At 60.8% G+C, this 13,224-nt stretch carries 14 protein-coding genes; 11 read left to right on the top strand and 3 right to left on the bottom strand.

Translation table 11 applies throughout. The annotated features are described in order from the left end of the window. Window positions 1-75: 75 nt before the first annotated feature. Together J3P96_RS04535 and J3P96_RS04530 are read left to right on the top strand one after the other, a co-directional pair. Window positions 76-3,009, top strand: coding sequence for a DUF748 domain-containing protein (locus J3P96_RS04535; RefSeq protein WP_434655617.1), 2,934 nt, complete (start codon window positions 76-78; stop codon window positions 3,007-3,009). Window positions 3,010-3,011: 2 nt separating this feature from the next. Beyond that, window positions 3,012-3,308, top strand: coding sequence for a DUF2845 domain-containing protein (locus J3P96_RS04530; protein WP_434631157.1), 297 nt, complete (start codon window positions 3,012-3,014; stop codon window positions 3,306-3,308). Window positions 3,309-3,625: 317 nt separating this feature from the next. Here the strand turns inward: J3P96_RS04530 and J3P96_RS04525 are convergent, their stop codons facing one another. Then, entirely contained in the window at window positions 3,626-3,979 is a 354-nt protein-coding gene (locus tag J3P96_RS04525; protein WP_434628219.1) for a BON domain-containing protein, read from the bottom strand. 284 nt (window positions 3,980-4,263) lie between these two features. Beyond that, a complete protein-coding gene (locus J3P96_RS04520; protein ID WP_434655614.1) occupies window positions 4,264-4,674 on the bottom strand; it encodes a pilin in 411 nt (136 codons plus the stop codon). 224 nt (window positions 4,675-4,898) lie between these two features. On the opposite strand from J3P96_RS04520, the gene pilB reads away from it, so the two are divergent. The 5 genes from pilB to yacG are packed head-to-tail and all read left to right on the top strand — an operon-like array spanning window position 4,899 to window position 9,516. Next, window positions 4,899-6,599: a type IV-A pilus assembly ATPase PilB gene (gene pilB, locus J3P96_RS04515; protein WP_434628213.1), complete on the top strand. Its 1,701-nt coding sequence runs from the start codon at window positions 4,899-4,901 to the stop codon at window positions 6,597-6,599. 2 nt (window positions 6,600-6,601) lie between these two features. Further along, window positions 6,602-7,819 (top strand): type II secretion system F family protein, encoded by a 1,218-nt coding sequence (locus J3P96_RS04510; protein ID WP_434655612.1) that lies wholly within the window; start codon window positions 6,602-6,604, stop codon window positions 7,817-7,819. 1 nt (window position 7,820) lies between these two features. Continuing rightward, window positions 7,821-8,690, top strand: a complete 870-nt coding sequence (locus tag J3P96_RS04505) for a prepilin peptidase (protein ID WP_434655609.1) — start codon at window positions 7,821-7,823, stop codon at window positions 8,688-8,690. Continuing rightward, window positions 8,690-9,313 (top strand): dephospho-CoA kinase, encoded by a 624-nt coding sequence (coaE, locus tag J3P96_RS04500; protein ID WP_434655606.1) that lies wholly within the window; start codon window positions 8,690-8,692, stop codon window positions 9,311-9,313. Before J3P96_RS04505 ends, coaE begins: the two co-directional genes overlap by 1 nt. Then, window positions 9,310-9,516, top strand: coding sequence for a DNA gyrase inhibitor YacG (gene yacG / locus J3P96_RS04495; RefSeq protein ID WP_434571758.1), 207 nt, complete (start codon window positions 9,310-9,312; stop codon window positions 9,514-9,516). Before coaE ends, yacG begins: the two co-directional genes overlap by 4 nt. Window positions 9,517-9,563: 47 nt before the next feature. Here the strand turns inward: yacG and J3P96_RS04490 are convergent, their stop codons facing one another. After that, on the bottom strand, window positions 9,564-10,250 hold the full coding sequence (locus J3P96_RS04490) for an energy-coupling factor ABC transporter permease (RefSeq protein WP_434628198.1): 687 nt from the start codon (window positions 10,248-10,250) through the stop codon (window positions 9,564-9,566). 143 nt (window positions 10,251-10,393) lie between these two features. Between J3P96_RS04490 and J3P96_RS04485 the strand changes: the two genes are divergently transcribed. From J3P96_RS04485 to J3P96_RS04470, 4 genes are read left to right on the top strand one after another with little or no spacing between them, the layout of a single operon-like run. Then, window positions 10,394-11,020, top strand: coding sequence for a DUF1780 domain-containing protein (locus J3P96_RS04485; RefSeq protein WP_030140261.1), 627 nt, complete (start codon window positions 10,394-10,396; stop codon window positions 11,018-11,020). After that, on the top strand, window positions 11,017-11,544 hold the full coding sequence (locus tag J3P96_RS04480) for an MOSC domain-containing protein (protein ID WP_434655603.1): 528 nt from the start codon (window positions 11,017-11,019) through the stop codon (window positions 11,542-11,544). Before J3P96_RS04485 ends, J3P96_RS04480 begins: the two co-directional genes overlap by 4 nt. 52 nt (window positions 11,545-11,596) lie before the next feature. Further along, window positions 11,597-11,770 carry a DUF3094 family protein gene (locus tag J3P96_RS04475; RefSeq protein ID WP_076386361.1) on the top strand — a complete coding sequence of 58 codons (174 nt, stop codon included), beginning with the start codon at window positions 11,597-11,599 and terminating at the stop codon, window positions 11,768-11,770. Window positions 11,771-11,830: 60 nt separating this feature from the next. Further along, complete coding sequence (locus tag J3P96_RS04470; protein WP_434571751.1) at window positions 11,831-13,129, top strand: NAD(P)/FAD-dependent oxidoreductase; 1,299 nt, start codon at window positions 11,831-11,833, stop codon at window positions 13,127-13,129. Window positions 13,130-13,224: the final 95 nt, after the last annotated feature.

Below are 13,224 nucleotides of genomic sequence, written 5' to 3'. Positions count from 1 at the left end.
AAACACAGTGGCTTCGGAACCGTAATCACATGCCATACTCCAAGGCACTCCGATTCACACCAGATGAAGCCACACATGCCCAAAGGATTGATTCGCGCTTTCGGCGCCCTGTTGACCGCACTGGCCCTCTACAGTCTGTTGGGTTTTCTGATACTGCCGGGCATTGCCCTGCGGATCGCCAATCAGCAACTGGCCGCCCACGCAACGGTGCCGGCCCAGATCCAGCGCATCGAGCTCAATCCTTTCAGCCTTGAAGTGACCATGTGGGGGCTGGTGGTCGGCGAACCTGGCAAGGAACAGGTCGGTTTCGAACGGCTCTATGCCAACCTGCAACTCGACAGTCTGTGGTCCGGCGCCCTGCACCTGGCCGACGTCGAGCTGGACAAGCCCAGGACCGAGATCGCGTTCGCCAAGGACGGCCAGCTGAATCTGCTGGGCCTGTTCAAGCTGCCGCCCAGCGAACCGACTCCGGCGGATCCCGACGCCAAGCCGTTTCCCTTGCGAGTCGAGCGGATCAAACTGGCCAGCGGCTACGTGCACTTCCAGGACCTGCGCCCCAGCGAACCCATCGAGTTCCTATATGACACCCTCGACTTCGAGCTGAAGAACCTCAGCACCCTGCCCGACGACAGCGCCGACATGACCCTGGTGGCCGTCGGTCCCGAGGGTGGGCAGATCGACTGGACCGGTAATTTCAGCCTCGCGCCGATCGCCTCCGAGGGCACGCTCAAGGTGACCGGGGGCCAGATGAAAGCCTGGTGGCCCTACGTGCGAGACGCAGTGCCGCTCGTTCTGGAAAACGGCGTGCTGAACCTCAGCACCGAGTACAAGCTCAACCTCGCCAAGGGCACGGAACTGCTGCTCAACAACGCGTCGGTCAGCGTCGCGCCCTTCGCCATCAAGGCGCCCGACGGCCGTCCGCTGGCAAGGCTGGAGCGCCTGGACGTCAGCGAAACCTCGCTGGACCTGGGCAAGCAGCAGGTCATCGTGGGCAAGATCCGCAGCCACAAACTCGAGACCTGGGCCGCTCGGGAAGCCGACGGGCAGCTGGACTGGCAGAAGCTCTTCGCCAGCCAGGCAGCCAAACCCAAGGTCAAGGCCGAACCGGCCTCGGCTCCGGCAGCCGCCGACTCGCCCAAGCCTGAGCCGACAACACCGAGCAAGCCTTGGCAAGTGCTGCTGAAGGACGTGCAACTGCGCGATTACCAGGTACACCTGGCCGACCGCCAGGCGCAGCCGGCCGTGGCGCTGGACCTCGGCCCGCTGAACCTCGACCTGCAGAACTACGACACACTCAACGGCTCGCCTTTCAAACTCAAGCTGGACACCGGGCTGGGCAAACAAGGCAAGCTGCTCGCCGATGGCGAGGTCAATCTGAACCCGGTTACCGCGAAGCTCAACGTCAAGACCCAGGACATCGACCTGCGGGTCGCCCAGGCCTACATCAACCCGTTCATCCGCCTGGAGCTACGCTCCGGGATGCTCGGCAGCGATCTGGCGGTGGACCTGAAAAGTACCGAACCGCTGGCGTTCGCCGTGACCGGCCGCGCCCAGGTCGATCAGTTGCATACCCTCGACACGCTCAAGACCCGTGACTTCCTCAAATGGCAGCGCCTGGAACTCCAGGGGCTCAATTACCAGCATGGCGACAGCCTGTCGATCGACAAGGTCAACCTGTTCCAGCCCTATGCACGCTTCATGATCAACGACGATCGCACCACCAACGTCGACGACCTGCTGATTCCACAACCCGCCGACGCCCCGGCCAGAAACACCGCGGCCAAACCGGCACCCAAGGAAAAACCGCTGGGCATTCATATCGGCGGAATCGCCATCAATGACGGTTCGGCCAATTTCGCCGACTTCAGCCTGACGCCGAACTTCGCCACAGCCGTCCAGCAGCTCAACGGCGAGATCGGCACCATTGACAGCCGCCAGGCCAAGCCCGCCACCGTCGATGTGAAAGGCAAGGTCGACCGCTACGCGCCTGTCACGATCAAGGGCGCGGTCAACCCCTTCGACCCGATGGCCAGCCTCGATATCGCCACCAGTTTCAAACGGGTCGAGCTGACCACCCTGACGCCGTACTCCGGCAAGTTCGCCGGCTATCGCATCCGCAAGGGCCGGCTCAATCTCGACCTGCATTACCGGATCACCAAGGGCCAGCTCCAGGCCGACAACAAAGTCGTGGTCGAACAGTTGCAGCTAGGGGAAAAGGTCGACAGCCCGGACGCCGTGAGCCTGCCGCTCAAGCTCGCCGTCGCCTTGCTGAAAGATTCCGAGGGCAGGATCTCCATCGAGCTGCCGGTTTCCGGCAACCTCAACGACCCGCAGTTCAGCGTCATGCCGATTGTCTGGCAAACCCTGCGCAACCTGGTGGTCCGCGCGGCACAAGCGCCGTTCAAGCTGATCGGCGGGCTGGTGGCCGGCGGCGGCTCGGAAGACCTGGGCAGCGTGGCGTTCGCACCGGGCTCCAGTGACCTCAGCAAGGAAAACGAAAACGCCCTGCTCAAGTTGTCCGAAGCCTTGGGCAAACGGCCAGAGCTGAAGCTGGAAATCGAAGGCACCGCCGCCGAAAGCAGCGACGGCCCGCTGCTCGCCGCCCAGCGCCTGGAACGCGAATACCAGTACAACTACTACAAGATGCTGCAGCGCAGGGGCGACAAGGTCCCGGCCAAAGCTTCGTTGCTGGAAGTACCGGAAGACGAAAAAGCCCCGCTGCTTGAAGGCATCTATCGCACTCGCCTGAAGACTCAACCACCGGCCGAATGGACGCAACTGGATAAACAGGCCCGCATCGAAAAACTCCGTGAAGGGGTCATCAAGTTCTGGAGCGGCAGTGATCTGCTGTTGCGCGAACTGGGACAGGAACGGGCCAGCAGCATCAAGGACTTCCTGGTGGACAAGGGCAAGCTGGCCGATGACCGCGTGTACTTCATCGACGCCAGCCTCGGTCAGGCCGAAAGCGACGGTAGCGTCATTACTCCTATGCATCTGGATGCCGAATGAAAATGAAGTGTCTGTCTGGAATCGGCCTGGTCCTGCTGCTTGCGAGCGGCCATGCATCAGCCGCCGAGACCCTGCGCTGCGGCAGCCAATTGATCAGCGTCGGTGATCGCTCCAGCGAGGTGCTGCAGAAGTGTGGCGAGCCCACGGCGCGCGATGACCTGGGCTACCAACGCAGCGCCAATCGCCGGAATGAGTACCCGGTGGAGGAATGGACCTACGGGCCCAACAACGGCATGTACCAATACTTGCGCTTCGTGGGGAATCGGCTGGTGGAGATCACCAGCAAGCGTGGGCGGTGATTGTGCCTCTGGGACAGGCATTTCCCATGCATAGCGCCGACGCCTTCGCGAGCAGGCTCGCTCCCACATTTGACTGCATTTTTGCCTGAAGAGACTCGGTCCAGTGTGGGAGCGAGCCTGCTCGCGAAAAGAACAACCCGGTTTCCAGGCCGTACACCAGGTTTTCCTCCCCAAAATAGAACAGGCCCCCGGCACGAATGCCGGGGGCCTGTAATGGCCACGTCCCTGTGGCCTTTCGCATGAACTCCAAAGCAACGGCATACGTATATCTCAGCCCGCGTGCCGTGCCTTCTCCCGTTCAGGCGAGAAGCCTAGCCTTACTCGGCTTTCAGGCCGTCAGCCGATACGGCTTTGACGCCTTTGATTTTCTTGGTGATTGCCACAGCGGTGTCTTTTTGTGCGTCAGTGACTTTGGTCATAGAAGACAGGGACACAACGCCCTTGTTGGTTTCAACCTTGATGTCGGAGCCTGGAATGCCTTTCTCGGTGACCAGGTCAGCTTTGACCTTGGTGGTGATCCAGGTGTCCGAAACGTCTTCCTTAGCCTCTGTCACTTCGCCAGCAGCCAGCATCATCGGTGCCTGAGTCGCTTGAGTGGTCTCGGCAAATGCGTTAGCCATGGTCAGGGTCAGTGCAGTGGCAGCAGCGGCAGTGATAGCGAACTTCTTCATACGAGTAACTCCTGTTTTTCTCAGAAACTGCCGAAAGTGCATCGCGGCAGGTTGTCAGGAGTAGTGCGAAGGCTGTGCCAGTTTTGAAACAATCAAATTATTATTTAAAATCAGTCACTTAAGCGAAGCGGCATTTTTCATAATCATGCAATTTGCATGACCAAGTGATTTGGTACATGCAAGTTGCGGGTTTTGCGCCGGTTGCTAACTCCATGAATTCCGTAAACATTTCTCATCCAATAAAAAGCCCCGCTGAAAAGCGGGGCCAAGTCATACGGCTTGGTCTATGCCCCGTCACAACCAGCCGGCAAGAATTCCTGAGCAGCGGTTGAAGTGCAGGTCCAGACCCCTGTAGCAGCTCGACTGAGCGTAATGGTTCGGCCGAGCACGGGGGCAGGCGCATTAAGAAGGGTGCAAGCGATCGTGCCGACGCCATCGTTGGCCGTTCCGGACGCCGTCATAGTGCAGTTGCTGGTCGGAGTTGTGCCGCCAATATTTGCCAGCGTTGGGTTCGTCCCCTGATTCATCACATCTTCGAATGCCACTCTCAAGGCAGAAATTTCCGCCAGGCCCGCTGTCGCCTTTGCCCGCGCCTGATACCTCGAATACTGCGGCAACGCAAACGTCGCCAGGATGCCGATAATCGCCACCACAATCAGCAGCTCGATCAAGGTGAAACCCTTTTGCCTGTTCATAGTCATCTCCCTTGCATGAGTCGGATCTCATGCGATGAAACGAGCATTGCACGGCACATGCCAACCGCCGCGGCCCCGCCAGCCGAAGCTTTTCCAGCGAAATACGAGCAACTTCCTACCCCAACAACCGCACTATCTGACGCTTTTTGTCACCTCTGCTCGCTGGTGAGGCACCGATGCTTGACTAGGCTATAAATCATGAACAGTCCGCCACCGGTATTCCCATGAATGACATTGCCCTCAGCGGCCTGGCCAAGCAACTGGTGCTGGCCGAACTGATCACTGAACAAAGCGCACAGCAGGCCTATCAACAGGCGCAGCGCAATCGCACGCCCCTGGTCAGCTATCTGGTGCAGAACAAACTCGTCCAGAGCCGCCAGGTGGCGGAAATCGCCTCGGAGCATTTTGGTATCGCCCTGCTGGACCTCAACAGCCTCGACAAGGACAACCAGCCCGCTGGCCTGGTCAGCGAGAAACTCGTGCGCCAGCATCACGCCCTGCCCCTGTGGCGGCGTGGCAACAAGCTGTACGTGGGCATTTCCGATCCGACCAATCACCAGGCCATCAACGACATACAGTTCAGCACCGGCCTGACCACCGAAGCCATACTGGTGGAGGACGACAAGCTCAGCGATGCCATCGAGAAGTTCTTCGAGTCCAGCAGCACGGGCCTGGAAGGCATGGCCGACGTCGACCTCGACGGCCTCGACATCGAGTCGATCGACGACCGCAAGCAGGATGCCATCGCCGGCCAGGACGGCGACGATGCGCCGGTGGTGCGCTTCGTCAACAAGATGTTGCTGGATGCGATCAAGGGCGGCTCTTCCGACCTGCACTTCGAACCCTATGAAAAGACCTATCGGGTACGCGTGCGCACCGACGGTATGCTGCGGGAAGTCGCAAAGCCGCCCATCCAACTGGCCAACCGCATTGCCGCGCGCCTCAAGGTGATGGCGAGCCTGGACATTTCCGAACGGCGCAAGCCCCAGGACGGTCGGCTGAAGATGCGCCTGTCAAAGACCAAGTCCATCGATTTCCGGGTCAACACCCTTCCCACGCTCTGGGGAGAAAAAGTGGTGATCCGGATCCTCGACCCCTCAAGCGCGCAAATGGGCATCGACGCCCTGGGCTACGAACCGGAACAGAAAGACCTGTACATGGCGGCCCTCAAGCAACCCCAGGGGCTGATTCTGGTAACCGGGCCGACCGGCTCGGGCAAGACCGTGTCGCTGTATACCGGCTTGAACATCCTCAACACCGTGGACATCAATATTTCCACCGCCGAGGACCCGGTGGAAATCAACATGGAAGGCATCAACCAGGTCAACGTGAATCCGCGCCAGGGGCTGGATTTCGCCCATGCACTGCGCTCGTTCCTGCGCCAGGACCCGGACGTGATCATGGTCGGCGAGATCCGCGACCTGGAAACCGCCGAGATCGCCATCAAGGCGGCCCAGACCGGGCACTTGGTGCTTTCCACGCTGCACACCAACAGCGCTGCCGAAACCCTGATCCGACTACAGAACATGGGCATCCCCGGTTTCAACATCGCCACGGCAGTGCACCTGATCATCGCCCAGCGCCTGGCGCGCAAGTTGTGCATGCACTGCCGCAGAGCCATCGAGATTCCCGAGGAAACCCTGCTCAAGGAGGGCTTCCCGCGGGAACGCATCGGCTCATTCACGATCTATGAGCCGGTCGGTTGCGAACAGTGCAACAACGGCTACAAGGGTCGCGTGGGGGTCTACGAAGTGGTCAAGAACACGCCGGAGCTGCAGCGGCTGATCATGGCCGAAGGCAACTCCCTGGAAATCGACCTGCAAATGCGCAAGGACGGCTTCAATGACTTGCGCACCTCGGGGCTGGTCAAAGTGATGCAAGGCGTCACCAGTCTCGAAGAAATCAACCGGGTCACCAAGGATTGAGCATGGCGGTCAAGGCAGCAAAAACCGACGTCTACACGTGGGAAGGCAAGGACCGCAAAGGCACAAAAATGTCCGGCGAACTGACCGGCCAGAGCCCGGCACTGGTCAAGGCACAGCTGCGCAAGCAAGGGATCAATCCGGGCAAGGTACGCAAGAAGTCCACTTCGATATTCAGCAAGGGCAAACGCATCAAGCCGCTGGATATCGCACTCTTCACCCGCCAGATGGCGACGATGCTCAAGGCCGGCGTTCCTCTGCTGCAGGCATTCGACATCATCGGCGAAGGCTTCGACAACCCCAACATGCGCAAGCTGGTGGACGAGGTGAAGCAGGAAGTCGCCGCGGGCAACAGCTTCGCCGCCTCGCTGCGCAAATGCCCGCAGTATTTCGACGAGTTGTACTGCAACCTGGTCGATGCCGGTGAGCAGGCCGGTGCCCTGGACACGCTGCTCGACCGAGTCGCGACCTACAAGGAAAAGAGCGAAGCCCTGAAGGCAAAGATCAAGAAAGCCATGACCTACCCCGCAGCGGTGATCGCCGTCGCGGCGGTGGTCACCAGCATCTTGCTGATCAAGGTCGTGCCGCAGTTCGAGTCGGTATTTTCCGGCTTTGGCGCGAAGCTGCCGGCCTTCACGCTGATGGTCATCGGCTTGTCGGAGTTCCTGCAAGACTGGTGGTGGGTGCTGCTTGGCGGAGTGGTGGGCGGATTTTTCGGGGTGAAATATGCCCTCAAGCGCTCCCAGGCGTTTCGTGACTGGCGAGACAAGTGGCTGCTCAAGCTGCCCTTGGTCGGCACCTTGATGTACAAGTCCGCCGTGGCGCGTTACGCGCGCACGCTCTCGACCACGTTCGCCGCCGGCGTGCCGCTGGTCGAAGCCCTCGACTCCGTCTCGGGCGCCACCGGCAACGTGGTATTCAAGCGTGCCGTGCAGCGGATCAAGCAGGACGTCTCGACCGGCATGCAGTTGAACTTCTCCATGCGCACCTCAGGCATTTTTCCGAACCTGGCGATCCAGATGACCGCCATTGGCGAAGAGTCCGGTGCGCTAGATGACATGCTCGACAAAGTGGCGAGTTTTTATGAGGCCGAAGTGGATAATCTGGTGGACAACCTCACCAGCCTGATGGAACCCTTCATCATGGTGATCCTGGGGGTGGTCGTCGGCGGCCTGGTGGTTGCCATGTACATGCCCATCTTCCAACTCGGCTCTGCGATCTGACATGCCCCTGAGCGAATTTTTCATGCTTTACCCGCTGGCCTTCGTACTGACAGCGCTGCTGCTCGGGTTGATCATCGGCAGCTTTCTCAACGTGCTGGTGTGGCGCCTGCCGAAGATGCTCGATCGCGAATGGCGCCTGCAAGCCCAGGACTTGCTCGGCCTGCAGGCCGACGCCCCCGGTCCGGTCTACAACCTGATGCTGCCCCACTCCCAGTGTCCCCATTGTGGCCATCGCATCCGCGCCTGGGAAAATATTCCGCTGTTGAGCTACCTGATGTTGCGCGGCCGCTGTTCCAGCTGCGCCGTGCCCATCGGCAAGCGCTACCCGCTGACCGAACTGGCGTGTGGCGTCCTGTCGGCATTCATTGCCTGGCATTTCGGCTTCGGCTGGCAGGCCGCCATGGCGATGCTGCTGAGCTGGGGCCTGCTGTCCATGAGCCTGATCGACGCCGAGCACCAGTTGCTGCCCGACTCCCTGGTGCTGCCATTGTTATGGCTAGGCTTGATCGTCAACAGCTTCGGGCTGTTCGTCTCGCTGAACCAGGCATTGTGGGGGGCGGTGGCCGGCTATCTGGCGCTGTGGTCGGTGTTCTGGGTCTTCAAGCTGCTGACCGGGAAAGAAGGCATGGGCTACGGCGACTTCAAGCTGCTGGCGATGCTCGGTGCCTGGGGCGGCTGGCAGATCCTGCCGCTGACGCTGCTACTGTCGTCGCTGGTGGGCGCCATTATCGGCGTCATTGTGCTGCGCACGCGCGGCGCGCCGACGTCGACCCAGATCCCGTTCGGACCTTATCTGGCCATTGCCGGCTGGATTGCCTTGCTCTGGGGTGGTCAAATAACCGACTTCTATTGGCAGTCAGTCGGTTTCTAATGAACAGCTCTGCGAAAAAAACCTGGATCCTCGGCCTGACCGGTGGCATCGGCAGCGGCAAGAGTGCGGCGGCCGAGCATTTCATCGACCTGGGTGTGCACGTCATCGACGCCGACCATGCGGCGCGCTGGGTCGTTGAGCCCGGGCGCCCGGCGCTGGCAAAAATCAGCGAACACTTCGGCCCTGGTGTATTGCAGGCAGACGGTACGCTCGATCGGGCAGCGCTGCGCAGGCTCATCTTCGAAAATGCCGAGGAACGCCGCTGGCTGGAGGCATTGCTGCATCCGCTGATCGCCGAAGATATCGTCCATCACCTGGGCCAGGCGCAATCGCCGTACGCGATTCTGGTATCGCCACTGCTGATCGAATCCGGGCAGTACGCGATGACCCAGCGGATCCTGGTGATCGACGCTCCGGAACAATTGCAGATCGAACGCACCTTGCAGCGCGACCAGACCAGCGAACAGCAAGTCCAGGCGATCCTCAAAGCCCAATCCAGTCGCCAGGACCGTCTGAGCCATGCCGACGATGTGGTAGTCAACGACCGCGACCTCGCCTGGCTGCACAGCGAGGTCGAACGCCTGCATCACTTCTACCTTACTTTGCGTGGAGGCCAACCATGAGCCAAACCCCAACCGTTGATTGCCCAACCTGCGGCGCCCCTGTCGAATGGACCCCGGAAAGCAAATTCCGGCCGTTCTGCTCCGATCGCTGCAAGCTGATCGACCTGGGCGCCTGGGCGTCGGAGGAACACAAGATCCCGGTCGCACCGGATGCCGAGGATGAATTGTTCAGCGAAGACTTCAACCCTCGCTCCCATCACTAGGTTTTCCATGGCATGAGGGCCTGAAGGCGGTGCAGCCTTGAGGTGAATCAAGGCTTGTCGTCATCGTTCCAAGGGGCCGACAGGTAGCGCGTACGGTTGAAAGTTTCCAGCCATTCGGGGCTGAACACCACCAGCGCGCTGACCACCATGCCGTTGATGAAGGCCTCGGGAAAGATCATCAGCCAGAGATAGCCGATGAAATCCTCCAGCCAATAAGGCATCGCGAAGATGCCGTCATGCCACAGCAGGCCAAGCCCCAGCAGCAGGCACGCCAGCGCCGACAGGGCGGCGGCGAGGAATCCCGAACAGAAGATATACACGAACAGATTGCGCGGCTGGGCACGCTCCACCAGTATCGCGCAGCATTCCGTGACCAGTACCGGCAGGAGAACCAGCAGCGCGCCATTGACCCCGACGGCCATCATGTCCTGGCGCCCCAACAGCACCAGCGCAAGCTGGGCAAATAACCCGCCAAGGATCGCCAGCGGCCAGTCCAGCAACAAGGTGACGGCGGTCAGGCCAATGAAGTGGTACGAGACCCCCGTATCGAAATCCCGTCGCACCATCCACAACAGGATCAGCGCGAATACCGTGCCGAACAGCAGATGGTGGCGGCGATTGTCGGTAAACAGCTCGACCCACGGTGCCTTTGCCACCGCCCAGGCCAACACCGGTACGTAGATCAACCAGCCGACCGCCAGGGTCTGCGAGGAGAGCAACTCGGTACCGATCATCGACGTACTCCTTTGGCGTGCCCCTGCATCAGAGACTCCATGATCGCCCTGAGATTCAAGCCGGCAGTCTACACCCCCGCCCGAACGCGATTAATCAACGCAACGCTTTCGGCTTGTCGTAATTGAACGCTAAGCTTGGGCTCATGGATGATTCCGATTATTTACGCTTGTTGACCATCGCGGCCGAGCAAGCCAACGCCTTCCTCTCCAATGCCCGCAAATGGGAGCGTGAGCGTTGGGTCTGCCAGCGCCTGCTGCAAGGGCTCAACGTGCCCTATCGCGCCGATGAGTTCGCGCCCGCCGGGGAGCCGCCGGACGTGTTGTTTCGCGATGCCAATTTCGAGGTGTTTTTTGTCCTCGATGAAGGCCGTCGTCTCAATGATGAATGGCGTGACGAACTGCAACGCCGCCGCAGCGCCTTTTCCCTGAGCCAACTGGTGCGTCGCGAGGCCAAGCCAAGACGGATTCCGGCCAACGAGTTCCTGATGAGACTGGCCCCGACCCTGCGCAAGAAAGCCCATAACTACACCGAGCGCGGCATGGACCTGGGGGAGCTGGATATCATTGCTTTCGCCAGCCTCAAGCGCGAAGTCCTCGACCTCAACAGCCATTTCCCGCCGCCTACCGAGTACCTGCGCCAAGGGTGGCGCTCGTTGTCGCTGGTGGGCCCGACCTTTGCCCGCGTGCTGTTCGCCCATCCCGATGCACCCGACTTCCTGCGGGGGAACCTGGGCCGCAGCATCGTCTTCGATGTGGGGATCAGCCTTTGAGCCCGTTACAGGAACTGATCGCCGCCGTGCCGCAGCGGGGCCGGGTACGCTGGATCGGCGTGCGCCCCGCAGGGTATGCACCGATGATCGAGCTGGACGCCGTCGAGGCACGACTCGAAGCCGGCCTGACCGGCGATCACGCTCGCCCAGGCGTGCGTAATGCGCGGCAAGTGACGTTGATCCAATGGGAACACCTGGCCGTGATCAGCTCGCTGATGGGCCGTCCCGAGGAACAACCGGTGCGTCCCGAGGAGCTGCGCCGCAACATTGTGGTCAGCGGCATCAACCTGTTCAGCCTCAAGGGCCGGCGCTTTTGCATCGGCCAGGCGATCTTCGAAACCACCGGCTGGTGCCAACCCTGCGCGCGACTTGAGCGAAATCTTGGCGAAGGCACGTTCCAGGCGGTACGCGGCCATGGCGGAATCACCGCCCGGGTGTTAAAAAGTGGAATCATTCGCCTGGACGACAGCCTGATCGTCGAGCCCGTCCCGGCAACCGGCTACGCTGCTTTTAATGCCGGATAGCCGGACGCTGTAACGTCTGCACCTTTCGCAACGTCTACCTGACGAGGCCTTTATGACCAGTCGCCTGAACCCAGAAGACCAGAAGCATGTCGAAGAGTACCTGCAACTGTCCCAGCACCGAGTCGAGCGCCGGCCTTTCCGGCCGTGGATGCTCCTGGTGGTGGTACTGGCCATCACGATTGGCCTGGGCCTGTTGAGCCGATTGATCAGTTACCTGACGCTATGAGCCGATTGATGCTCGCGCGGGTAACGGCACCGAATTCCTTTAGCCTTGCGAGATATCCCTATGACTCATCGTATTGTCATCGTTGGCGGCGGCGCCGGCGGTCTGGAGTTGGCTACCCGTCTGGGTAAGACTCTGGGCAAGCGTGGCACGGCCAGTGTGATGCTGGTCGACGCGAACCTGACCCACATCTGGAAACCCTTGTTGCACGAAGTGGCCGCCGGTTCCCTGAATTCTTCCGAAGACGAACTCAACTATGTCGCCCAGGCGAAATGGAACCACTTCGAGTTCCAGCTCGGGCGTATGAGCGGCCTGGACCGTGAGCGCAAGCGCATCCAGTTGGCCGCCACCTACGACGAAGCAGGCCTGGAGTTGTTGCCGGCCCGCGAGCTGGGCTACGACACGCTGGTGATCGCGGTCGGTAGCACCACCAATGATTTTGGCACCGAGGGCGCGGCGCAGCATTGCCTGTTCCTCGACACTCGCAAACAGGCCGAGCGCTTCCATCAGCAGTTGCTGCACCACTATCTGCGCGCCCATGCCGGGCAGACTGACGTGGTCGAGCGCATCAGCGTCGCGATTGTCGGCGCGGGCGCCACCGGTGTCGAACTGGCGGCCGAGCTGCATAATGCCGCCCACGAATTGCACGCCTATGGACTGGACCGGATCAAACCGGAAAACATGCACATCACTCTGATCGAGGCCGGTCCACGGGTCTTGCCGGCACTGCCGGAGCGGATCGGCGGGCCAGTGCACAGGACTCTGGAAAAACTCGGGGTCAAGGTCATGACCAACGCGGCCGTCAGTCAGGTGACTGCCGACAGCCTGATCACCGCAGATGGCAAAGTGATCGACGCGAGCCTTAAAGTCTGGGCCGCCGGGATTCGCGCGCCGGAGTTCCTCAAGGACATTGACGGCCTGGAGACCAACCGGATCAATCAGTTGCAGGTGCTGCCTACACTCCAGACCACCCGCGACGAGAATATCTTCGCCTTTGGCGACTGCGCCGCCTGCCCGCAACCGGACAGCGACCGCAACGTTCCGCCCCGCGCCCAGGCCGCGCACCAGCAGGCCTCGCTGTTGGCGAAATCGCTGAAGCTGCGGATCGAAGGCAAGGCCCTGCCTGACTACAAATACACCGACTACGGCTCGCTGATCTCACTGTCGCGCTTCTCGGCGGTCGGCAACCTGATGGGCAACCTCACCGGCAGCGTGATGCTTGAGGGCTGGTTGGCGCGGATGTTCTACGTGTCGCTGTACCGCATGCACCAGATGGCGCTCTACGGCATGTTCCGCACGGCGATGCTGATGCTGGGCAGCAAGATCGGGCGCGGGACCGAGCCTCGGTTGAAGTTGCATTGAGGCCTTACTGACGATTGTGCTGGATCAGCAGTATTAGTGCTGACTGATCCACCGTCATCGCGAGCAAGCTCGCTCCCACAGTTGATCGCGGTCAT

This window comes from Pseudomonas sp. R3-56 (assembly GCF_051132075.1).
In the GTDB taxonomy this organism is placed as follows: Bacteria; Pseudomonadota; Gammaproteobacteria; order Pseudomonadales; family Pseudomonadaceae; genus Aquipseudomonas.
The sequence above is the reverse complement of the archived record's forward strand: the minus strand, read 5'-3'. Positions and strand labels throughout refer to the sequence as shown.